Below are 22158 nucleotides of genomic sequence, written 5' to 3' on the forward strand. Positions count from 1 at the left end.
CGTCACGCCCCTCCCCGCAAGACCAGCTCGGTCAGCCCGGCCAGCGACGTGATGCGCGCGGGCTCCTCGAACGGCCCCTGTCCGGTGCGGTCCAGGTGCACGGCCCGGAGCCCTGCAGCCCGAGCGGCGACGACGTCGAGGTCGTACCGGTCCCCGACGTGCAGCACGTCGCGCGGATCGACCCCCAGCGCGGCGCAGACCAGCAGGTAGCTCTGCGGGTCCGGCTTGGCGACGCCCAGCACTTCGGCCGTGAACACGGGCCCCAGGCGACCCACGAGTCCCACGGCGCCGAGCTTGGCGTGCTGCTGCTCGTCGGTCCCGTTCGTCAGGACGGCCAGCCGCACGGGCAGGTCCTGGAGCACCGCGAGCATCGGCTCCACGTCGTCGTACGCGGTCCACGACGCCTCGTAGTGCGCGGCGTACCCGGCGAAGACCTCGTCGAGCTCGGCCTCGCTCCCCAGGTCGACGTCCAGGTCGAGGCCCGCGAGCGGCAGGACGTCGCGCAGGCGCCGCCGACGCTGCTCCGCGAAGGTGATCTCGCGCGAGCGCCAGGCGGAGAAATGTCTCTCCTCGGCCGCGAACCACGCCGCGACCAGCTCGTCGGTCGCCTCGACGCCGAGGCTCGGCAGCCAGGCCGCGAGCGCCGCCCGCGCGGACCCGTCGTGGTCGAGGAGCGTCCCGTCGAGATCGAGGACGACCGCCGCCACGCCCGGCACCCCCTCCTCGCGCACGGTCACTCCCCCAGGCTCGTGACGACGTCGTACCCCAGCTTGCAGATGAGCACCCCCACCACGACCACGAACACGACCCGCACGAACCCGCTGCCCTTGGCCACGGCCATGCGCGCCCCGATGTACGCGCCGAGCAGGTTCGCGGCCCCGATCGCGAGCCCCAGACCCCACAGCACCGCGCCGTAGGGGACGAAGAAGATGAGCGCCCCGGCGTTGGTCGCGAAGTTCGCGATCTTCGCGAGCGCCGAGGCGGGCAGGAACGCGTACCCCAGGATGCTGACGAGCGAGATCACGAAGAACGTCCCCGTCCCGGGGCCCAGCAGCCCGTCGTAGAACCCGATCGCGAGCCCGATCCCCGCGGCGGCCCACCGGTGGCCGTTGCCCTCCCAGCGCAGGTTCGTCGTGTGGCCGAGCTTCGGCCTGGCGATCGTGTACGCCGCCACGGCGATCAGGACCACCAGGATGATGGGCTTGAACAGCTCGGCGGGGATCTTCGACGCGAGCGCCGCACCGCCCACCGCCCCCACGAGCGCCGCGAGCGCCATGGGGCCCGCGGTCCGAAGGTCCGGCCCCACGCGCCGGTAGTACGTCGTCGCGCTCACGGACGTGCCCATGATGCTCGCGAGCTTGTTCGTCGCGAGGGCCTGGACCGGGCTGATACCGGGGACGAGCAGCAGCGCAGGGAGCTGGACGAGCCCTCCCCCACCGACCACGGCGTCGATCCAGCCCGCGGTCAGGCCTGCGAGGACCAGCAGAGCGATCGTCAGGAGGTCGAGCTCGAGCCCGCCCGAGCCGGGCAGCACGATCCCGTCGCCAGCAGCGAGAGGCGCGTGCGCCACGAGAGGAAGCGTCGCGGCGAGGTCCCAGGTCACACGGAAGTCTTGCACGACGGCGGACAGGTCACTCAGGAGGCGCACGAGCCGCCCGGACGTCACCCGGCCTGGCTGCACCGCGCCGGCGCGTGCACCGCTACGCTCGGCGCCATGACGAGCACAGGGGCTCCCCAGGGGGATCCAGCAGAGCACCGACCACCCGGACAGGCCGACCCGCCCGCGACGCCTCCCGCACCACGACCCGCCCCGGACGCCACCGCACCGTCGGGGAGCGACGCCGTCGGGCCGGAGGTGCCCGTGGCACCCGAGGCGCCCGCGGCACCCGGCCCGGACCACGCGCCCGACGGCGTCGCCGTCCCCGGCGGGATCGTCGCCCAGGGCGTGCGGCGCGCCTTCGGGACCGTGCACGCGGTCGACGGTGTGGACCTCGTGGCGCGCCCCGGCCGGGTCACGGCGCTGGTGGGGCCCAACGGCTCGGGCAAGACGACGCTCCTGCTCGTCCTCGCGGGCCTCCTCACCCCCGACGCGGGCACGGTGCGCGTCGCGGGCTTCGACCCGGTCACGCAGAGCTTCGCGGCGCGCGCCCGCACCGGGTGGATGCCCGACGCGTTCGGCACCTGGGACTCCTTGACGGCCCGCGAGGTCCTCACGACGTTCGCCGCCGCCTACCGGCTCCCTGCCGCGGTGGGAGCCGCGCGCGCGGCCGAGCTGCTGGCCCTGGTGCACCTCCAGGAGTACGCCGACCGCCCCGCGAGCGTCCTGTCGCGCGGGCAGAAGCAGCGCCTGGGCCTGGCTCGCGCGCTGGTCCACGACCCGGACGTCCTGCTGCTCGACGAGCCCGCGAGCGGCCTCGACCCGCGCTCGCGCGTCGACCTGCGCATCCTCGTGCGCGAGCTCGCGGCCCGTGGCAAGACCGTCCTCATCTCGAGCCACGTGCTGACCGAGCTCGACGAGATGGCCGACGACGCCGTCTTCCTCTCGCGCGGGCGTACCGTCGCGTCGGAGACGGTGGGCGAGGCCGCGACGACGCGGCGCACGTGGCGCGTGCGCGCGCTCGACCCGGTCGCGCTGCACACCTGGCTCACCGGGGCGGGGGTCGTGTTCGGCACCGAGCCCGACGGCGCCGCGCTGGTCGACCTGGACAGCGACGCCTCGGCCGCAGCGCTCCTGCGCGACGCGGTCGTCGCCGGGGTCCCCGTCGTCGCGAGCGCCCCCGCCGGGGGCATCCTCGAACAGGCCTACCTCGCCCTCGAGGAGGAGCGTCGATGAGCACCCAGCAGTTCCTCTCCCCCCAGCCGACCGGGACGGCCCCGACGGGCAGCGCGAGCACGCCGGACAAGCGCGGCGACTGGTCGCTGTCGTGGCACGGCGTCAGGACCGTCGCAACCCTCGAGCTGCGTCAGCGCGTGCGCTCGACCCGGTGGAAGATCGCGCTCGTCGTGTGGTTCGTGGTCGTCGGCGGCATCACGCTCCTGACGTCGGGTGCCCTCTCCTTCACGACGGGATACGACAACGGCTCCGACGTGCAGTACGGCCCGATCATCTTCGGCGCCGTGGTCTTCTTCGTCCTCTTCCTCGGCCTGCTCGTGGCCCCGACGCTCAGCGCCTCCGCGATCAACGGCGACCGGAACGCCGGGACCCTCGCGACTCTCCAGGTGACGCTGCTGACCGCGGCGGAGATCGTCGTCGGGAAGCTCGTCGCGGCGTGGAGCGCGGCGCTCGCGTTCCTCGTCGTGAGCATCCCGTTCATCGCGTGGGCGCTCGTCGCGGGCGGGGTCTCGTTCCTGTCGCTGGTCACGACGGTCCTGCTGCTCGCGGTGCTCCTCGCGGTCGTGTGCGCGATCGGGCTCGGGTTCTCGGCGCTCACGACCAAGACGTCGGGCTCCGCGGTCCTGACCTACCTGACCGTCGCGGGGCTCACGGTGGTCAGCCTCATCGCGTTCGGGCTCACGGTCCCCCTGGTGACGTACGAGAGCGAGGCCCAGGTCTGGAGCGTCCCTGACGACTACGACGGGGAGTACGGGACGGCCCCCGAGTGCGAGTGGCAGGCGCGCGAGCTCACGCAGAGCCACACCGAGCTCACCTGGTGGCTCCTCGCGGTGAACCCGTTCGTCATCGTCGCGGACGCCGCGCCGCAACCCACGTACGCGGACAGCGACGAGGCGTACTTCTCGACGTCCGACCCGCTGTCGCTGATCCGAGCAGGTGTGCGCGCCGCCCGGACCGGGCCCTCCCCCGTCCAGGACTGGTGCTACGGCAACGGCGCCGACTACGAGTCGCCGGTCGACGCCCCGGAGGCGGACGACTCCCCCGTCTGGCCGTGGGGGCTGGGCGCGAACCTGCTCCTCGGCGCGGGCGGCGTGGTCCTGGCCGTGCGGCGCCTGCGCATCCCGACCGCGAAGCTGCCGCGCGGTACGCGCGTGGCCTGAGCGGACTCGTACCAGGACGGGCGCGACCGCGTGGTCGCGCCCGTCCGGCGTCTCTCAGACTGCGCCGCTGACGCGGGCGGTCGTGGATCAGGCGTGCAGCGCGTCGTACTCCGCCTCGGCGGCGACGTCGTCCTCGACGTCGAGCCGCAGGTGCGCGAGCACGAGCTGCAGGACGCGCAGCGCGCTCGCGGCCCGCTCGCCCCACAACGACAGGTAGGAGAACTGCCACCACCACAGGGCCTCGAGCTCCTGGCCCGAGTCGTAGTGCTGGAGCCCCTTGGCCAGGGCCTCGGCGATGCACGCGATGTCCCCGGACACCGACGCCTGCCCGACGACCGCGCCCAGCACGGGGTCCTCGATCTCCGGGTAGTCGTCGAGGCCGTCGAGTAGCCGGGCCAGGCCTTCGCGCAACGGGTCGAGGTCGGTCTCGGGCCCGGCGTCGGGCTCGAAGCGCTGGTCCGGGACGACGTCCATCATGGCGCCGAGCCGTGCGCCGACCGCCAGCAGGTCCGACGTGGCCAGGAGCAGCAGCGGGATCGCGGCCTCCGGGGCGGCGCCCGAGGCGACCTCGGCGGTCGTCGTGAGGAAGGTGCGCGCCTGCGCGGACACCGAGGCGGCGACGGACCTCAGGTCCGACCCCACGGCCTCTTCGGTCTCAACCACTGACGACCCTCCGTCCCTCGAACGCCCGCCCGAGCGTCACCTCGTCGGCGTACTCCAAGTCTCCACCCACCGGCAGCCCGGACGCCAGGCGGGACACGCGCAACCCCATGGGCGAGAGCATGCGCGTGAGGTAGGTGGCCGTGGCCTCGCCCTCGACGTTGGGGTCCATCGCGAGGATGACCTCCTGGACCGCGCCGTCGGCCAGCCGGGTCAGGAGCTCGCGGATGCGCAGGTCGTCGGGGCCGACGTTGTCGATGGGGTTGATGGCCCCACCGAGCACGTGGTACTTGCCGCGGAACTCGCGCGTGCGCTCGATCGCGACGACGTCCTTGGGCTCCTCGACGACGCAGATCACCTCTGCGGAGCGTCGGGGGTCACGGCAGATGCGGCACTGCTCCGACTCCGCGACGTTGCCGCAGATCTCGCAGAACCGCACGCGCAGCTTGACCTCGGTGAGCGCGTCGGCGAGCCGCCGCACGTCCGCGGCGTCGGCCGCGAGGAGGTGGAACGCGATGCGTTGGGCACTCTTGGGGCCGACTCCGGGGAGTCGGCCGAGCTCGTCGATCAGGTCCTGGACCGCGCCTTCATACACTCCCCCAGCCTACGTGGCGCCACCGACTCCGAAGTCCGCCGCGCGCAGGCGTCGCGGGCCGTGTGTCAGGCGTCGTGTCAGTCGTCCGCCGCGACGATCTCCACCTCGAAGCCGTCGGCGTTCTCGAGGTAGGCCGCGTAGTGCTGGGGGCCGCCCGCGTAGGGGTGGGCGTCCGCGAACATCAAGCTCCACCCGTGCTCGGCCGCGCGCGCCGCCAGGTCGTCCACCTCGCTCGGGCGACCGCCCGAGAACGCCAGGTGGTTGAGGCCGGGGCGCAGGCGGTCGTGCTTCTCGGCGCGGACGGCGGGGCTCGCCTCGAGCACGATGTACGTCGCCCCGCGCAGCCAGCTCTGGCCCGAGGCCCACGTCTGGAAGCGCGTGTAGCCGAGCTCGTCGAGCAGCCACGCCCACGAGCTCTCCGCGGTGTCGAGGTCCTCGACCCACAGCTCGACGTGGTGGAGCTCGCCGCGCGGGCTCACGGTCAGAGCCCGGTGTCGATGGTCTCGTCGATCACGACGCCGCCCAGCAGCTGAGCCACGAGCGGCGCGCCGACCAGGCCCGACGACGCGAGGTCCGGGTCGTCGTCGGACGGCGAGTCGTCGTCCATCGAGACCGCGACGCGCGCCGACGACTGTCGGGCCCTCTGCTCGGCGGCCTGCCGTTCGAGGGTCTGACGGCGCGACTCGCGCACGCCGGGCGCGGGCCCGGTGGGGACGGCGGGCGTCGGGGCGCTGGGCGCCGACGGCGCGGAGGCATGGGAAGGCGCGGTGGGACGGGGAGCAGGCCTGCTGCCCGACGACGCCGCTCGCCCCTGGTCCGCGGGCGGCGGTTCGTGGCCCTCGTCGTAGTCGACGGGGGGCTCGGTCACGGGCAGACCCGCGAGCCAGGCCTCGTCGGCCGCGTTGACGACCGGCTCGGCCTCCGGCGCGGTGCGGGGAGCGGAGGCGGGCCGGGCTGCCGGGCGCTCCTGGAGCGCGACGCCGCCCTGCTGCACGGGGGCCGTTCCCTGCGCACCGGGGCCCGAGGGCCGGACAGTACCCGGACCGTTCGGGGCTGACGAGGCCGACTGCATCCCAGGTCCCCCGGGTGCCGAGACCACGCCGACGGGCTCGCCGACCGGCACGACGGCCTCAGGTCCGGAACCGCCGGGGCCGCTCGGCGGTGCGGTCGGCGGTGCGGTCGGCGCTGGGCCTCCCGCGGCCGGACCAGCAGGGGCGCCCGGTGCGCCGTCGTCGGACGGCTCGTCCCGGCGCGGCGCGGGCGGCGCGTCCGGGACGGGAGCGCTCGGGGCCGAGCCGCCGCCCTCGTCGAGGCGGGCCTCGACCCGGACCTGGAAGCCGAGGGTCTGGTAGACGGCCTCCTGGACGGCCCCCGTGTGCCGGGACGTGGAGAAGGTCCGCGCGAGCGCCGGCGTCTGGAACGCGAGGTACAGGGTGTCCGGCGTGAGCTCCCCGACCTGCGCGTTGCCGCTCACGAGCGACCACGTGACGCGGCTCGAGCTCAGGGTCTGGAGGACCTCGGGCCAGCGTCGACGCAGGACGTCGGTGCTGAGTGCGTCGACATCGCTCGACGCGGGCGCCGGGGCGGCCGGGGGCTGGACCACGGCCACCGGCGCGACGGGCGCCTGGGTGGCCGCAGCAGGTGCGGGAGCCGGCTCGACCCGCGCGGCCTCGGGAGCCGTCACCGAACCGAGGTGCGCGGCAGGGGCGGCGTCGTCGTCCGGCACGACGGACGCGGCAGCACCACCCTCGACCGGGGAGGCGACGACCGGCGTCCCGACGGGTGCGTCCGTCGCCACCTCGCTCGTCGCGGGCTCGCCCGTGCCGACCGGCACGACGACGGGCCAGCCCTCGCTCTCGCCCGCGGCGCCCGAGGTCTCGCCCGCGGAGGCGACGTCGCTCGTGAGCGCAGCGGCCTGCGGCTCGGCGGCCGCAGGAGCCGGCCCCTCCCCTGCCTTGCGGGCCTGGAGCGCCGCCCGGGCGGCAGCAGCCCCGCTGAGCCCGCTCACGGGGGCTGCGGGTGCGTCGTCCTCGACCCGCGGGCCACGCGGCGCGGGGGCGACGAGGCCCTCGGGTCCTCCCGGGCGCGGCGCGGCCGCGACGGGCGCGATGCCCGCGACGCCGAGGCCGCCTCGCTCCAGCCGGTCGATGCGCGCCGCGAGCCCCGCGGCGCCGTCGTCCACGCCGGGGAGCAGGAGGCGCGCGCACAGGAGCTCGAGGTGCAGGCGGGGCGACGTGGCGCCGCTCATCTCGGTGAGCGCCGCGTTGACGAGGTCCGCCGCGCGCGAGAGCTCGGCCGCGCCGAGGTTCTGCGCCTGGGTCTTCATGCGGTCGAGCTGGTCGGACGGGACGTCGCGCAGCACGGCGTCCGCAGCGCCGCCCGAGACGGAGATGACGATGAGGTCGCGCAGGCGTTCGAGGAGGTCCTCGACGAAGCGGCGAGGCTCGTGGCCCGTGGTGATGATCTGCTCGACGACCCGGAAGATGCTCGCGCCGTCGCGGGCCGCGAGGGCCTCCACGACGTCGTCGAGCAGCGAGGCGTGCGTGAAACCCAGCAGGTCCACGGCGCGCTCGTAGTCGACGCTCCCGGCCTCGGCGCCCGCGATGAGCTGGTCCATGACGGACAGCGAGTCACGCACCGAGCCGCCGCCCGAGCGCACGACGAGCGGCACGACGCCGGTGCCGATGGTCACGCCCTCCGCGGCGCAGAGCTGCTCGAGGTAGGGACCCAGGACGTCCGGAGGGACGAGGCGGAACGGGTAGTGGTGCGTGCGCGAGCGGATGGTCCCGATGACCTTGTCCGGCTCGGTCGTCGCGAAGATGAACTTCACGTGCGGCGGGGGCTCCTCGACGAGCTTGAGGAGCGCGTTGAAGCCCTGCGGCGTGACCATGTGGGCCTCGTCGAGGATGAAGATCTTGTACCGGTCGCGGGCGGGCGCGAAGGTCGCGCGCTCGCGCAGCTCGCGGGCGTCGTCGACACCGTTGTGCGAGGCCGCGTCGATCTCGATGACGTCGAGGCTGCCGGATCCGCCGCGCGCGAGCTCGACGCACGACGAGCACTCCCCGCAGGGGGTGTCGATGGGCGTCTCCTCGGTGTTGCGTGCGCAGTTCAGGGTGCGCGCGAGGATGCGCGCCGAGGTCGTCTTGCCGCAGCCGCGAGGGCCGGAGAAGAGGTAGGCGTGGTTCACTCGTCCGCTGCGCAGCGCCTGCCGCAGTGGTCCGGTGACGTGGTCCTGCCCGATGACCTCGGCGAAGGTCTCTGGCCGGTAGCGGCGGTACAGGGCGGTGCTCACCCCGGCAACTCTAGACGGCGTGGCTGACAGCGCGCACAGCGGGCCGACGGCCGCGCTGCCCGGGGCCGTCGGCCGCGCCTCAGCGCCGCAGGACCTTGCGCGCGAGCCAGTTGCCGAAGAACTGGACGACCTGCACGATCACGATGATGACCACGACCGTCACGGCCGTGACGGCCCAGTTGTACCGCTGGTACCCGTACCGGATCGCGAAGTCGCCCAGGCCGCCGCCGCCGATGTACCCGGCCATCGCGGACATGTCGATCACGGCCACGAAGATGAACGTGTAGCCCAGGATGAGCGGCGCGAGCGCCTCGGGGATGAGGACCGTCCGGATGATCCGCCAGGGCGAGGCGCCCATGGCGCGCGCGGCCTCGACCACGCCCGGGTCGATGCTCACGAGGTTCTGCTCGACGATGCGCGAGGTCCCGAACGCGGTCATGACGGACAGCGGCAGGATGAACGCCTCGGTGCCGATCGTCGTCCCGACGACCGCGAGCGTCACGGGGTAGATCATCGTCAGGAAGATGATGAACGGGATGGGTCGGACGATGTTGACGAGCACGTTGAGGACGTTGAACACCACGCTGTTCGCCAGCAGGTTGCCCTTGCGCGTGCAGTAGAGCGCGAGCCCCAGGACCAGGCCGCCGAGGCCGCCCGCGAGGAGCGCTATCGAGACCATGTAGAGCGTCTCGCCCAGCGAGGACAGCAGGATCGGCCACAGGGTGGACCAGTCGCGGTTCATCGCTTGCCTCCGAACGTGCCGGGCTCGGTGCCGAAGTCACCGGGCTGGGTGCCCTGCGTGCCGGGGCGACCGAGTCCCGAGGTGCCGGTGCTGCCCGTCCCGGGCCATCTCTCGCTCTGCCACGCGTCGCGCGGGTCGGGTTCGTCGACCCGGCCCGACGGCGGAGCCCCGGTCGCGTCGTCGGCCTCGCCCGACTCGTCGCTCGCCCCGGCCACGACGCGCGGGTCGTCGCGGGGGTCGGCGGCGGTCCCGAGGTCCACGACGTCGGTGGTCGCGGACAGCTCGGTGAGGAAGCTCGCGATGGTCGCGTCGTCCCCTGCGAGCTCGAGCGTGAGCGAGCCGAAGGGCCGCTCCCCGATCTCGGAGATCCCACCGAACACCACGGAGCCGTCGAGCCCGTGCTCGCGCAGGAGCCGGGTCAGGCTCGCGCCCGAGGTCCCGTCCTCGTGGACCCCGACGGTCACGAGCCGTCCGGGGTGCCGACGGCGCAGGCGTTCGAGGGCGTCGGGGCCGGGCCGGTCGCGCAGGGCCGTCCCGACGAACTTCTTGGTCGCGGTGGCCTGCGGCGAGGAGAACACGTCGTAGACCTCGCCGACCTCGACGACCTTGCCGTGCTCCATGACCGCGACCCGGTGGCAGGTCGAGCGCACGACGTCCATCTCGTGCGTGATGACGACGATCGTCACACCGAGCTCGGCGTTGACGCGGCGCAGGAGCGCGAGCACGTCGCGCGTCGTCTCGGGGTCCAGGGCGCTCGTCGCCTCGTCGGCGAGCAGGAGCTTGGGCGACGTGGCGAGCGCACGGGCGATCCCGACGCGCTGCTTCTGCCCGCCCGAGAGCTGCGACGGGTAGGCCTTGGCCTTGTCGGAGAGCCCCACGAACTCGAGGAGCTCGGCGACGCGGGCCTCACGGCGCGGCTTGTCCCAGCCCGCGACCTTGAGCGCGTAGGCCACGTTCCCGGCGACGGTCCGTGAGGACAGCAGGTTGAACTGCTGGAAGATCATGCCGATGCTCGCGCGCACGGGCCGCAGCTCGCGCTCGGAGAGTGCGCTCACCTCGTCCCCGTCGACGACGACGCTCCCGGTGGTGACGGGCTCGAGCGCGTTGATGAGCCGGACGAGCGTGCTCTTGCCCGCGCCCGAGTAGCCGATGACGCCGAAGATCTCACCTGCCCGGATGTCCAGGGTGACGCCGTCGACGGCCGCCACGGCGGACGGGCCGGTCCCGAAGACCTTCGTCACGTCGCGGAATCGGACCATCGTGTCCGAGGTGGTGCTCACGGAGGAACCTCTCGTGCGGGGGTGCGGTGGCCGGGCCCCTCGTGAGGGCCGCGTGACCTCGCACCGTGTGCGGGGGACGCGTGTACGGACAGTCGAACACGCTGGTGGTGCGTCGGGCGAGGGGACGCCGGTGCCCGACGACGGTGGGTGACGTCGTCGGGCACCGGTGGCTCACGCCGAGGGCTCAGCCCTGGGCGCGGTAGTTCTCCTCGATCCCCGCGAGGATCTCCTGGAGGTCGGCCGCGGAGTTGTCCTTGATGACCGCGGTGCCGCCCGAGGCCTTCTTCTCGGCGGCGACGACCTCTTCGTTCTGCGAGAGGGCGGCGATCTTCAGGAGCGTCTCGTCGTCCTTGTCCGCGGCGCGGGCGACCCACACGTTGATGTAGGGCTCGGAGGCCGAGGAGTCGGGGTCGTCCTGGAACAGGGCGTCCTCGGGGGCGAGACCGGCGTCCTCGAGGAAGTCGTTGTTGATGATCGCGCCGTCGACGGACTGGAGCGAGATCGCGGTCTGCGCGGCGTCGACGGGGGTGACCTTGACCTTGGAGGACGGGAGCACGTCGGCCTCGGTCGACAGCGAGCTGCCGCCGTCCTTGAGCTCGATGAGCCCCGCCTCCTGGAGGACCAGGAGCGCGCGGGCAAGGTTGGTCGCGTCGTTGGGGACCGCGATCTCGCCGCCCGCGGGGATGTCCTCGAGCGCCGTGTGCTTGGTCGAGTAGAGCGCGAGCGGGTAGACCGCGGTGGCGCCGATGGGCTGGAGGTCGTCCCCGGCCTCGACGTTGTAGCCCGCGAGGAACTGCAGGTGCTGGAACTGGTTGAGGTCGATCTGGTCCTGCGCGAGCGCCGGGTTGGCCTGCTGGTAGTCGCCGAAGTCGACGATCTCGATGTTGAGGCCCTCTTCCTTGGCGACCTTCTCGAACACGGCCCACTTGTCGTCGGCTGCGCCGACCACGCCGATCTTGACGACGTCGTCGGCGCTGCCTGCCGAGGCACCGCTGTCGGTGGGGGTCGTGGCGCACGCTCCGAGCGTGAGGGCTGCGGTGGCCGCGATCGCAGCGAGGGTGAGGTTCTTGCGGAGCATGGTCTGTCCTTCCGGTGACGGGCGCCGGCGGTTGTCGCAGGGCGTCCGTGAGGGAGCGTCACGGTGGTGACGGGGGTGGGAGGTGGAACGTCCTCCTGCCCGACGACGGAGCGCGCGTCGCGAGGACACGTCACCGGTGGTCGGTGGTTCAGGAAGGGATGAGGCGGGCGCTGCGGCGCGGGCTCCGGTCGTCTCCGGGCTGCGCTCGCGGAGCGGGCGGTGCGGTGCTGGGGTCAGGTCAGAGCTGACAGCACATTCGACCGGCGCCACGCAGGACGGAGCGACACGACATTCGGCAGCCGGTGGCTGCGCGGTGCGTCGTGAGCTCGGTGCTCGTGGGGCGGGTCATGGCTCCATGATGCGCACGCTCGTCGCCTCAAAACCACTGCGATGGTCGATATTCCAGATGCTGGACGGAATTTCGTCCACATCGTGGCCGGTCGCGGGCGATACGTACGGGTTTAGGGCGATATCGCCGCGTCGCCTATGACGCAGGCCACATCTGGCCGGGGCATGAAAGGACCCCCCGTGCACCCACCAGAGCCCACCTGCCCTTGCTGCCTTCCGGCCCTGGGGGAGTTCAGTGAGATAGCGCCGCACGAGGGGTCTGGACCCAGCCTAGCCCAGGAGGGCCGGTCGTCCGAAACCGGCCCCCGGACCCCGGTCGAAACCGGTCCCCCCGAGCCGACGCGGTCCCGGAAGACGGTGCCGGACACCGCCCGGGACGGGCCGATTCGGTCGCAGGCCCGGCGTCCGGTATTCTCGACACGCTGCCTGACGCCCCGCGTGGGTCGACGCTGCAGCACGGAGGATTCGCCTAGTGGCCTATGGCGCACGCTTGGAAAGCGTGTTGGGTTAAAAGCCCTCGGGGGTTCGAATCCCCCATCCTCCGCAGACCGAAGGGCCCGCAGCGTGCGCTGCGGGCCCTTCGTCGTTCGCGGGCACCTGTGGGCGAGACGTCAGCCCACCGAGTCGAGCAGACGCTCTGCCGTCGCGAGAAGCTCGTCGCGCGAGACGCCGTCTCCGATGAGCCGCACCACGCCCGCGGGGGGCGCGTCGATCGTGACGACCGACCGGTCCTGCCCGACCGGGTCCGAGGCCACGGTCACCGTCTCCTCGCCCGAGAGCTCGGGCACGGCTTCGGGGGTCCAGTCGTCGCCGAGGCTCTCGACCGTGACGCCCGCGTGCACCGCGTGGACGTACAGCCCCGGCCCCTGCTCCCCGGGCTGCCCCTGGGCGTAGACCGAGCTCGTCGACTCCGAGAGGTCGAGGTCGACGGTCTCGACGTAGTGGAAGCCCGCCGGGAGGATCGCCGGGTCGAGCTCGCCTGCCGCGGCCAGCAGGAGCGCGCCCGCCCTGGTCGCCCCGTCGAACGGCGAGATCGGCGTCGCGGGAGGCGCTGCGGCGGGGGTCTGCTCCGCGGTCGCCATGGGAGAGGCGGTGGACACGCATCCTGCGAGCGTCATGGCGGCGACGGCGAGGCAGAGTGGCAGCAGGGCGGTTCGGGTGGGGTGGGAGCGCACCCTCGGATGGTGCCATGCCGACCCTTGCCGGACAAAAGCCCCGGGCGACCGTGCAGGAACGCGGTGCGCCCGAGGCATACTGGCGGACGTGCCCCCTGCAGACCGCCCCCTCCGCACGGACCTCGCGGTGACCTGGCGCGTCGCGGAGCACCCGGTCCGCGCTCCGGAGTCGCAGGCGATCCTGTTCCGGTACTACACCGAGGTGAGCGACCGGTTCTTCGGCCACGCGACCCCGCAGGAGGACCTCGTCTCGGGCTTCGCCGCCCAGGACTCCTCGGGGCTGGCTGCTCCCGGAGGCTCGTTCCACCTCGCCTGGGCGGACGGCCGCGAGGGCCCCGTGGCCGTGGGGTGCGCGGGCGTCGTGCTCGCACGCGACGCCTCCGCGCCGACCGCTGAGCTCAAGCGCGTCTTCGTCGACCCTGCGTTCCGCGGACGCGGCATCGCCACGGCTCTGCTCGACGCGGCCGAGTCCGCGGCACGGGACCTCGGCGCCGAGGTGGTGCGGCTCGACACCCGGCACGACCTGGTCGAGGCCCTGGCGCTCTACGCGGGACGCGGGTACGTGGACGTCCCGGCGTTCAACGACGACCGGTACGCGCAGCGCTGGCTCGCTCTGCGGCTCTGACGGCCACGAGCCGCGCGGCAAGGGCTCACTCGGGGTCGCGGGGCAGCATGATCCACAGGACGACGTAGGCCAGGACCTGCGGTCCCGGCAGGATGCACGAGGCGACCGCGATGACGCGGACGAGCGTCGGGCTGATGTCGAAGCGGCGGGCGAGGCCCGCGCAGACACCGGCGATCACGGCGCCGTGGCGCGGTCTGGCGAGGATGTGGCTCATGCTTCGACGGTACGCCGGGGCCCGGTGCGCGCACATCGGGGACTCCCCTGGTCCGTCCCTGATTCGCCGGTCCGTCCGGAGAGGGTCGGCCGTCATCCTCGCGGCGGACTCTCGGCCACTCCGGCCGCGTCGGCGACGGCCCCGAACCTTGACGCCTTCTTGACGCGCAGCCCCTTGTGCCCTGCTGAACAAGTGTTTAGCGTGTTGAACATGCGTTCAGCACCCCCGGCTGCCGGTCACGCCCCGACCGGCACGGGCCCGCAGACGTCGGACGTCCCGGAGACGCCCGACGTCCCGGACCTCACCGGGCGCGCCCGGATCCGCGACGCCGCCCTGCTCCGGTTCGCGTCCGAGGGATTCCGGGTCCCGGTCCGCACCATCGCGGCCGACGCCGGGGTCAGCCCGGGACTCGTCATCCACCACTTCGGGTCCAAGGAGGGGCTGCGCCGTGCGTGCGACGAGCACGTCCTCGTCCTCGTCCGCGAGAACAAGCGCAACGTCCTGGGCGACGAGCACGGCTCCCGGGGCAGCCCCATGGACGTCCTCGCGCAGCTCTCGTCGATCGAGGAGTACGGTCCCGTGCTCGGCTACGTCCTCCGCAGCCTCCAGGAGGGCGGCGACCTCGCCCGCTCCTTCGTCGAGAGCATGATCGACGACGCCGTGGCCTACGTCGCGGACGGGGTCGCCACCGGGACCATCAAGCCCTCGCTCGACGAGAGGGCGCGCGCCCGCTACCTCGTGACGCAGTCTCTCGGCACGATCCTCCTCGACCTCACGCTGAACCCGCCCGCCGACCCGGGCGACACCGGGGCCGTCGTCCGCGGGTACGTCGACCGGCACGGCCTGCCGTCGATCGAGCTCTTCACCGACGGGTTCCTCACCGACCGCACGCTCCTCGACGCATACCTCCGGTACGCCGAGCCGCCACCCCGCGGACAGGCCGCAGCGCCGGCCCGGTAGCCCCAGCACGGCGGACGCGGTCCGCAGCCGGTCCCTCCGGGGCGAGCGGCGCCGTCGGGCACCTTGGCGCCGCTCCCGCCCGACCCTGGCCCACGACCGTCCCCCTCCCCTTCACACCCTGCCTCCCTGACGAGGAACCATGACCACGACCGCACGCACGAACCCCGCCACCACCCGCGGGCCCGCCGTCGAGATCCACGACCTGCACAAGTCGTTCGGCACCACCAAGGCCCTCGACGGGCTCGACCTCACGGTCCGTGCCGGAGAGGTCGCGGGCTTCCTCGGACCCAACGGTGCCGGGAAGTCCACCACCATCCGGGTCCTGCTGGGCCTCCTGCGCCCCGACGCCGGCACCGCGACCCTGCTGGGCGGCGACCCGTTCCGCGACGCCGTGTCGCTGCACCGGCGCCTCGCCTACGTCCCGGGCGACGTCACGCTCTGGCCCCAGCTCTCGGGCGGCGAGACGATCGACCTGCTGCTGCGCCTGCGCGGCGCGGCCGTCGACGAGCGCCGCAAGGCCCGCATGCTCGAACGCTTCGAGCTCGACCCGACCAAGAAGACCGGCACCTACTCCAAGGGGAACCGGCAGAAGGTCGCGCTCGTCGCCGCGCTGAGCGCCGACGCCGAGCTGCTCGTGCTGGACGAACCGACGTCGGGCCTCGACCCGATCATGGAGGCCGTGTTCCAGGACTGCGTGCGCGAGGCGACCTCGCGCGGCACGTCGGTCCTGCTGTCGAGCCACATCCTCGCCGAGGTCGAGGCGCTGTGCGACACCGTCACGATCATCCGGGGCGGCCGCGCCGTGCAGTCCGGGACCCTGCGCGAGCTGCGGCACCTGACGCGGTCCAAGGTCGTCGTGACCGTCGGGCCGGGGGCCGGGCGCAGAGCCGGCGCGGATGGTTCCCCCGACGTCACGGGCAGTCTCGCGGGCCTGGCCGGGGTCCACGACCTCGTCGTCGACGGATCGCACGTGACCTTCCACGTCGACGACGACGCCCTGCCCCAGGTCACGCGTGCGCTCGCCGACCTCGAACCCCACGGCCTGACGATCGAGTCTCCCTCGCTCGAAGAGCTGTTCCTGCGGCAGTACGGCGACGAGCTCGCCCTGCTCGACGGCGAGGCGCTGAGATGACCACGCTCGCCTCGTCGGCGACGGCCCCGGCCCCGTCGCGGGTGTCGGCCCCTCCCCTGTCCCTGCGCGGAGCGTTCGCGGGCACGGGCGCCCTGACCCGCCTCGCGCTGCGCCGCGACCGCATCGTCCTGCCCGTGTACGTCGTCGTGGTGCTGCTCATGGTCGTGGTCACGTACTCGTCGGTCGCCACCGTCTACGGGACGCAGGCCGAGCGCGACGAGCTCGCCGCGAGCATGGGCACCAACAGCGCGTTCCTCGCGCTGCTCGGGCCGCTCGAGCACACGGGGTCCGTCGCCTCGACGGCCACCTGGCGCGTGGGCCTGTTCATGATCCTGGTGCTGGGCGTCCTCGCCGTGCTCACCGTGGTGCGCCACACGCGCAAGGAGGAGGAGACGGGCCGGCTCGAGCTCGTGCGCGCGGCCCGCGTGGGGTCGCTCGCACCGCTCGCGACGGGGGTCCTCGTCGCGGCCGGGATGTCCGTGGTCACGGGCGCGTCCATGGCCGCGATGTTCGTGGCGCAGGGGGCCGACGGCGCCTCGTCCGTCGCGTTCGGCCTCCAGTTCGCGGCGCTCGGCCTGGCCGCGACCGGCATCGGGGGCGTGTGCGCCCAGGTCGCGACGTCGTCGCGGACCGCCAACACGATCGGCGTCCTGCTGCTCGTCGCGGGGTATGCGCTGCGCGGCGTGGCCGACATCGACTCCGCGGACTGGCTGCACTGGGTCTCGCCCGTCGGGTGGGTCCAGGAGATCGACCCGTTCGGCGCGAACGCCTGGGGTCCCGCACTGCTGTGCCTCGCACTGTTCATCGCGTGCGTGGCGGTCGCAGCCCGGCTCTCGCTCGGGCGGGACCTCGGCGCGGGCCTCGTCCAGCCGCGCCCCGGGCCGGCCGGTTCCGCGTCGCTCGTGAGCCCGCTCGCGCTCGCGACGCGGCTCCAGCTCCCCGGCATCGTGTCGTGGACGCTGGGAGTCGGGGCGTACTGCCTGCTCGTCGGTTTCCTGCTGGACTCGGTCGACGACATCGCCGGGTCGTCCCCGCAGATGCAGCAGATCATCGCGCAGCTCGGCGGGGCCGGGGCGCTCGCACAGGTCTTCCAGGTCGCGATCATGGGCTTCGTCGGGATCGCCGCGGCGGCGTTCGCCGTGACGCTCGTGTCCCGGGTCCACGCCGAGGAGACCTCTGGTCGGGCCGAGCTGGTGCTCGCGACGGGCTCCTCCCGGACGCGGTACCTGACGGCCTCGGTCGTGCTGCTGGTCGCGGGCGTCGTCGCCGTCCCGCTGTGGGCCGGGATCATGATGGGTCTGGGGCACGCGCTCGTGTCGGGTGGCTGGGCCGACGCCCTCGGCGACGCCGTCGGGGCCGGGCTCGTGCAGGTCCCGGCCGCCCTGGTCGTCGCCGGGCTCGTCCTGGTGCTGTACGCGTGGCGGCCTCGGCTCGTGGCCCTGGGCTGGGGCGTCGTCACCGTCTTCCTGGTCGTCGGTCAGCTCGGCGAGCTGTTCGGGCTGCCGCAGTGGGTCCGCGACCTGTCGCCCTTCACGCACGTGCCCCAGGTGCCGCTCGACCCGTTCTCGCTCGGCCCCGTGCTCGTGCTGACCGCGATCGCCGGAGCCCTCGTCGCGGTCGCCTACGCCGGGTTCCGGCGCCGGGACGTGGGAGGTGCGTGACGTGCCCCCGGTCCCCGAGCGGGCGGTGAGGGCCGGATGTGCGGGGCCTGTGGAGTTGTGGGGCGACGGGGCGCGATCCGCGGCAACGCGCCGAGGGCTCCCCCTAGACTGGCCCGCATGATCTTCAAGGCCGTCGGTGACGGGCGCCCGTACCCGGATCACGGGTTGGTCACGCCCAAGGACTGGTCGAGCGTCCCGCCCCGTCAGGTCCGGCTCGACGAGCTCGTGACGACCAAGCGGACCTTGAACCTCGACAACCTGCTCTCGGAGGACTCGACGTTCTATGGTGACCTGTTCGCGCACGTCGTGGAGTACCAGGGGGTCCTCTACCTCGAGGACGGCCTCCACAGGGCGGTCCGCGCAGCCCTGCAGCAGCGCGCCATCCTGCACGCCCGTGTGCTCATGCTCAACGCCCCCTCGGTCGGGTAGGTTTCTGGCGTGACCACGCAGCCTGGCTCCGATCCCTCTCGAACCGTCCGCCGACGGCGCATGCACGAGCGGCAGGCCGTGGTCTTCGGGCTGCTCGTCGCGTTCCTGGCGATCACCGGCATCGGCGCCCTGGCGGTCTACACGGGTGCCGTCGAGCCTCCCTTCGACCGCCAGTTCAGCTCTCCCAAGGTGGACGGTGTCATCGCCGACGCGAAGACCCCGTGCCTCGCCGAGGGCACCCTGCCGGTCCCCTACGGCGACGTCCAGGTCCGGATCTTCAACGCCACGGGCAAGGGCGGTCTGGGCGCCGCCAACGAGCAGGTCCTCCGCAACCGCGGCTTCACGATCGCCCTGGTCGGCAATCTCCAGACCCCCGCCGGCAAGGGCACGACCCAGCACAGCACGCAGATCTCGTTCGGCGTGAACGGGGTCGCGCAGGCGTACACGCTCGCGGCGCACTACCAGGACCCGGTCCTGGTGCTCGACAACCGTGCGGACGCGAGCGTCGACCTGGTGCTCGGCGAGAACTTCGTGAACCTGGTGGACGAGGAGCTCGTGGAGATCGACCCCGCGGTGCCCCTGGCCAACCCGGCGAAGTGCGTCGCGGTCGAGACCATCACCCCGCGGGAGGCCTACGTCCCGCCGGCGCCACCCGCAGAGGAGCCGCCGGCCGACGAGGTGCCCGCCGAGGGGGAGCCGGCCGTAGGAGGCTGACGCACTCCCCCGACAGCACGCACATCCCGGTGGCCCTGAGCCGGGTTCGCGGCTACTGTCTGGGCGCGGCGTCTCCTCCTCCCTGCTCTCGAACGGTCCGGCACACGATGGTCTCCCTCCCGATCCGCCCTGCTCGCACCACCGATCCTCGCGAGGTCGAGCGTCTGTACGACATCTGCCTGCGGACGGGTGCCGACGGCGGCGACGCCACGGAGAGGTATCGCGACCCCCGGTTGCTCGGCGAGATCTACCTCGGGGCCTACCTGGCGTTCGAGCCGGACCTCGCGTTCGTGGTCGACGACGGGTCCGGCGCGCTCGGATACGTCGTCGGTACCAGGGACACGGCGGCGTTCGAGGAACGCTGCGAGCGCGACTGGTGGCCGGCCCTGCGGGCCCGCTATCCGCTGGACACCCTTGTCCCGGACACGGACGACGCCGGCCTGGTGCGCGCCATGCACGCCCCGTCGACGGCGGACCGTGCGGTGGTCGACCTCTTCCCCGCACATCTCCACATCGACCTGCTGCCCGCAGCCCAGGGCGGCGGCAACGGGCGGCGCCTGCTCGAGGCGCTCTTCGACGCCCTGCGGGAGCGCGGTGTCCAGGGGGTCCACCTGGGTGTCTCGGAGACGAACACCGCGGCGATCGGCTTCTACGAGCACCTGGGCCTCGAACGCGTCCCGACCGACGAGGGCTACGTGCTGGGGCTCAAGCTCTAGACCCGGCCCGCGGGCCGAACCCGAGGCCGGTCAGGGGTTGCCTGACCGACCCCGGGTCCGACAGCACGGTCAGCGCTCCGCCATCTCCGTGCCGCCCGGCACCGACGCCGGGCTCGCGGGCTCCTGCGAGGTCCCGCGCCACCGGGCGATGTTGCGCATGACGTGGTAGATCACGAGCGCCGACGCCGTGCCCAGGGCGATGCCCTCGAACGTCACGTCGCCGATGACCCACGTGAAGTTCGCGATGCCGACGACGAGCGGGACAGCGGCCGTGGTGAGGTTGACCGGGTCGGAGAAGTCGACCTTGTTCTGCACCCAGATGCGCGCACCGAGGATGCCGATCATGCCGTAGAGCATGGTCGTCGCGCCGCCCAGGACGCCCGCGGGGATGGTCGCGATGAGCGCCCCGAACTTGGGCGACATGCTCAGCACCAGGGCCGTGGCGCCCGCGACCCAGTAGGCCGCGGTCGAGTAGACGCGCGTGGCGGCCATGACGCCGATGTTCTCGGCGTACGTCGTGGTGCCCGAGCCACCGCCGATGCCCGCGAACGTCGTCGCGAGGCCGTCGGCGAACAGGGCGCGGCCCGTGAGGTCGTCGAGGTTCTTGCCCGTCATGGCCGCGACGGACTTCACGTGGCCCACGTTCTCCGCGACGAGCACGAGCACGACCGGGACGAACAGGCCGAGCACCGCGACGTCGAACGTGGGGGTCACGAACTCGGGCAGGCCGAGCCAGGCCGCCTTGGCGACGGGTGCGAAGTCGACCTCGCTGCGGATCGTCGCGACGACGTACCCGACGATCACGCCGAGCAGGATCGCGAGGCGCCCGACGATGCCCTTGAAGAGGACCGTGATGAGGATGATCGAGGCCAGCGTGATGACGGCCGTGACGGGGAACTGCTGGAAGTTGTTCCACGCCGCGGGCGCGAGGTTCAGGCCGATGAGCGCGACGATCGTGCCGGTCACGATGGGCGGCATCGTGAGGTCGATCCAGCGCGGCCCGGCGAAGTGCACGACGACGCCGATGAGCGCGAGCACGACGCCGGTCACCAGGATCCCGCCGACGGCGACCGACTGCCCCCCGGAAGCGGTCGCCGCGGTGATGGGAGCGATGAACGCGAAGCTCGACCCGAGGTAGCTGGGGAGCCGGTTGCGCGTGATGAGCAGGAACCCGATGGTCCCGATCGCGGAGAAGAACAGCGTCGTCGCGGGCGAGAAGCCGGTCAGGAGCGGGACGAGGAACGTCGCGCCGAACATCGCGACGACGTGCTGCATGCCGATCCCGATCGTGCGGGGCCAGCTCAGGCGCTCGTCGGTGCTGACCACGGCGCCGGGTTCGACGCGCTTCCCGTCTCCGTGGATCTTCCAGCCGAGTGCTGCCATGGGGGGCTCCGTTCGTGAAGTTTTGGTGAAGTGCCGAAGGGAAGGGTACTGCCGAGCAAGCAGCCCCCGTTACCGGCCGGTACGTCGTGGACACCCCCGTCCCACGTCCCCGCCCCCCAGGACGCCCGACGGCGGAGCACACCCTCGGGAGGAAGATGCGCTCCGCCGTCGGGCGGGAGGGCTGGGTCAGCTCAGCTGCGGCTTGACCTCGCGCGCGATCAGCTCGAGGTGATCCAGGTCCGCGAGGTCCAGGACCTGCAGGTAGAAGCGCGTCGCGCCCTGCTCGCTCGCGGCCGCGAGCTTGTCCGCGGCCTCGGCCGGCGTGCCCGCGATGCCGTTCGTGCGCAGCTCCTCGGGATCACGGCCGATCGCCTCGGCGCGACGCCGGAACTCGGCCTCGTCCTTGCCCACGCACACCACGAACGCCGCCGAGTAGATCAGGTCGTCGGGGTCGCGGCCCGCGTCCTGGCAGACCACGCGGACGTTCTCGATGCGGTCGCCCAGCACGCCCGGGTCGGGGAACGCGACGTTGAACTCGGTCGCGTAGCGCGCAGCGAGCGCCGGGGTGCGGCGGGGACCGTGACCGCCCACGATGACCGGGACGCGGGACTGCGCGGGCTTGGGCAGCGCCGGGGAGTCCGTGAGCGTGTAGTGCTCGCCCGCGAAGTCGAACGTGGACCCCACGGGCGTCTCCCAGAGCCCGGTGATCACGGCGAGCTGCTCCTCGAGGATCCCGAACCGCTTGGCCGGGAACGGGATGCCGTACGCCGAGTGCTCCTGCGGGAACCAGCCTGCGCCCAGGCCCAGCTCGACGCGGCCGCCCGACATCTGGTCGACCTGCGCGACCTGGATCGCGAGGACGCCCGGGTGCCGGAACGTCGCCGAGGACACGAGCGTGCCCAGCCTGATGCGGCTCGTCTCGCGGGCCAGGCCTGCGAGCGTGGTCCAGGCGTCGGTCGGGCCGGGCAGCCCGTCGCCGTCCCCCATGACGAGGTAGTGGTCCGAGCGGAAGAACGCGTCGAAGTCGAGCTCTTCCGTCGCTCGCGCGACCGCGAGGATGTCGTCATAGGTGGCGCCCTGCTGGGGCTCGGTGAAGATGCGGAGGTCGATCGTCATGGCCTCCACCTTGCCACGTCCCCCGGGGTGCCGTGGTCGCGCTCC

21 protein-coding genes, 1 tRNA gene, 1 other RNA gene and 1 pseudogene are annotated in these 22158 nt (G+C 72.9%); 10 read left to right on the top strand and 14 right to left on the bottom strand.

Annotated features, from left to right (window positions below):
• Positions 1 to 2 precede the first annotated feature (2 nt).
• Together JOD48_RS17395 and JOD48_RS17400 are read right to left on the bottom strand one after the other, a co-directional pair.
• Entirely contained in the window at positions 3 to 737 is a 735-nt protein-coding gene (locus JOD48_RS17395; protein ID WP_307824232.1) for an HAD family hydrolase, read from the bottom strand.
• Complete coding sequence (locus JOD48_RS17400; protein ID WP_191789764.1) at positions 734 to 1531, bottom strand: TSUP family transporter; 798 nt, start codon at positions 1529 to 1531, stop codon at positions 734 to 736. Before JOD48_RS17400 ends, JOD48_RS17395 begins: the two co-directional genes overlap by 4 nt.
• Positions 1532 to 1972: 441 nt before the next feature.
• Between JOD48_RS17400 and JOD48_RS17405 the strand changes: the two are divergent.
• Together JOD48_RS17405 and JOD48_RS17410 are read left to right on the top strand one after the other, a co-directional pair.
• Positions 1973 to 2833 (top strand): annotated as a pseudogene (locus JOD48_RS17405) (ABC transporter ATP-binding protein); the annotation flags it as partial.
• Positions 2830 to 3993 (top strand): ABC transporter permease, encoded by a 1164-nt coding sequence (locus JOD48_RS17410; protein WP_204809915.1) that lies wholly within the window; start codon positions 2830 to 2832, stop codon positions 3991 to 3993. The pseudogene JOD48_RS17405 and the gene JOD48_RS17410, both read left to right, overlap by 4 nt.
• 87 nt (positions 3994 to 4080) lie before the next feature.
• On the opposite strand, the gene JOD48_RS17415 is transcribed toward JOD48_RS17410, so the two are convergent.
• The 8 genes from JOD48_RS17415 to ffs form a co-directional block, all read right to left on the bottom strand.
• Positions 4081 to 4656: a DUF5063 domain-containing protein gene (locus JOD48_RS17415; protein ID WP_191789650.1), complete on the bottom strand. Its 576-nt coding sequence runs from the start codon at positions 4654 to 4656 to the stop codon at positions 4081 to 4083.
• Positions 4649 to 5248 (bottom strand): recombination mediator RecR, encoded by a 600-nt coding sequence (gene recR / locus JOD48_RS17420; protein WP_138822666.1) that lies wholly within the window; start codon positions 5246 to 5248, stop codon positions 4649 to 4651. Before recR ends, JOD48_RS17415 begins: the two co-directional genes overlap by 8 nt.
• 77 nt (positions 5249 to 5325) lie before the next feature.
• On the bottom strand, positions 5326 to 5727 hold the full coding sequence (locus tag JOD48_RS17425) for a VOC family protein (RefSeq protein WP_204809916.1): 402 nt from the start codon (positions 5725 to 5727) through the stop codon (positions 5326 to 5328).
• Positions 5728 to 5729: 2 nt separating this feature from the next.
• Complete coding sequence (locus JOD48_RS17430; RefSeq protein WP_204809917.1) at positions 5730 to 8540, bottom strand: DNA polymerase III subunit gamma and tau; 2811 nt, start codon at positions 8538 to 8540, stop codon at positions 5730 to 5732.
• Positions 8541 to 8619: 79 nt separating this feature from the next.
• Entirely contained in the window at positions 8620 to 9282 is a 663-nt protein-coding gene (locus JOD48_RS17435) for a methionine ABC transporter permease (RefSeq protein WP_191796336.1), read from the bottom strand.
• Positions 9279 to 10562: a methionine ABC transporter ATP-binding protein gene (locus JOD48_RS17440; RefSeq protein WP_372440781.1), complete on the bottom strand. Its 1284-nt coding sequence runs from the start codon at positions 10560 to 10562 to the stop codon at positions 9279 to 9281. The genes JOD48_RS17435 and JOD48_RS17440 overlap by 4 nt, the downstream gene beginning before the upstream one ends.
• 184 nt (positions 10563 to 10746) lie before the next feature.
• Positions 10747 to 11640 carry a MetQ/NlpA family ABC transporter substrate-binding protein gene (locus JOD48_RS17445; RefSeq protein WP_204809918.1) on the bottom strand — a complete coding sequence of 298 codons (894 nt, stop codon included), beginning with the start codon at positions 11638 to 11640 and terminating at the stop codon, positions 10747 to 10749.
• 514 nt (positions 11641 to 12154) lie between these two features.
• Positions 12155 to 12251, bottom strand: an RNA gene (gene ffs, locus JOD48_RS17450) — signal recognition particle sRNA small type.
• Positions 12252 to 12446: 195 nt separating this feature from the next.
• On the opposite strand from ffs, the gene JOD48_RS17455 reads away from it, so the two are divergent.
• Positions 12447 to 12532: transfer RNA gene (locus JOD48_RS17455), tRNA-Ser, on the top strand.
• Between the two features lie 67 nt (positions 12533 to 12599).
• Here JOD48_RS17455 and JOD48_RS17460 read toward each other — a convergent pair.
• Positions 12600 to 13088, bottom strand: coding sequence for a hypothetical protein (locus JOD48_RS17460; protein WP_204809919.1), 489 nt, complete (start codon positions 13086 to 13088; stop codon positions 12600 to 12602).
• A gap of 163 nt (positions 13089 to 13251) precedes the next feature.
• Here JOD48_RS17460 and JOD48_RS17465 point away from each other — a divergent pair, with 163 nt between their 5' ends.
• On the top strand, positions 13252 to 13788 hold the full coding sequence (locus JOD48_RS17465) for a GNAT family N-acetyltransferase (protein WP_307824233.1): 537 nt from the start codon (positions 13252 to 13254) through the stop codon (positions 13786 to 13788).
• A gap of 25 nt (positions 13789 to 13813) precedes the next feature.
• On the opposite strand, the gene JOD48_RS17470 is transcribed toward JOD48_RS17465, so the two are convergent.
• On the bottom strand, positions 13814 to 14002 hold the full coding sequence (locus tag JOD48_RS17470) for a PspC domain-containing protein (protein ID WP_191789655.1): 189 nt from the start codon (positions 14000 to 14002) through the stop codon (positions 13814 to 13816).
• 210 nt (positions 14003 to 14212) lie between these two features.
• Here JOD48_RS17470 and JOD48_RS17475 point away from each other — a divergent pair, with 210 nt between their 5' ends.
• From JOD48_RS17475 to JOD48_RS17500, 6 genes are all read left to right on the top strand, one after another.
• Positions 14213 to 14962 (top strand): TetR/AcrR family transcriptional regulator, encoded by a 750-nt coding sequence (locus tag JOD48_RS17475; protein WP_204809920.1) that lies wholly within the window; start codon positions 14213 to 14215, stop codon positions 14960 to 14962.
• A gap of 139 nt (positions 14963 to 15101) precedes the next feature.
• Positions 15102 to 16094: an ABC transporter ATP-binding protein gene (locus JOD48_RS17480; protein ID WP_204809921.1), complete on the top strand. Its 993-nt coding sequence runs from the start codon at positions 15102 to 15104 to the stop codon at positions 16092 to 16094.
• Positions 16091 to 17755: an ABC transporter permease gene (locus JOD48_RS17485; protein ID WP_204809922.1), complete on the top strand. Its 1665-nt coding sequence runs from the start codon at positions 16091 to 16093 to the stop codon at positions 17753 to 17755. The genes JOD48_RS17480 and JOD48_RS17485 overlap by 4 nt, the downstream gene beginning before the upstream one ends.
• A 117-nt stretch (positions 17756 to 17872) precedes the next feature.
• Positions 17873 to 18184 (top strand): type II toxin-antitoxin system VapB family antitoxin, encoded by a 312-nt coding sequence (locus JOD48_RS17490; protein ID WP_138822644.1) that lies wholly within the window; start codon positions 17873 to 17875, stop codon positions 18182 to 18184.
• A 9-nt stretch (positions 18185 to 18193) separates the two neighbouring features.
• Entirely contained in the window at positions 18194 to 18898 is a 705-nt protein-coding gene (locus tag JOD48_RS17495) for a LytR C-terminal domain-containing protein (protein WP_191789659.1), read from the top strand.
• Positions 18899 to 19005: 107 nt separating this feature from the next.
• Complete coding sequence (locus JOD48_RS17500) at positions 19006 to 19614, top strand: GNAT family N-acetyltransferase (RefSeq protein ID WP_204809923.1); 609 nt, start codon at positions 19006 to 19008, stop codon at positions 19612 to 19614.
• 69 nt (positions 19615 to 19683) lie between these two features.
• Here JOD48_RS17500 and JOD48_RS17505 read toward each other — a convergent pair whose 3' ends face one another.
• Both JOD48_RS17505 and JOD48_RS17510 read right to left on the bottom strand, forming a co-directional pair.
• Positions 19684 to 20997, bottom strand: a complete 1314-nt coding sequence (locus tag JOD48_RS17505) for a uracil-xanthine permease family protein (RefSeq protein WP_204809924.1) — start codon at positions 20995 to 20997, stop codon at positions 19684 to 19686.
• 186 nt (positions 20998 to 21183) lie between these two features.
• On the bottom strand, positions 21184 to 22107 hold the full coding sequence (locus tag JOD48_RS17510) for an LLM class F420-dependent oxidoreductase (RefSeq protein WP_204810667.1): 924 nt from the start codon (positions 22105 to 22107) through the stop codon (positions 21184 to 21186).
• Positions 22108 to 22158: the final 51 nt, after the last annotated feature.

Source organism: Oerskovia paurometabola (genome assembly GCF_016907365.1).
Taxonomy (GTDB): domain Bacteria; phylum Actinomycetota; class Actinomycetes; order Actinomycetales; family Cellulomonadaceae; genus Oerskovia; species Oerskovia paurometabola.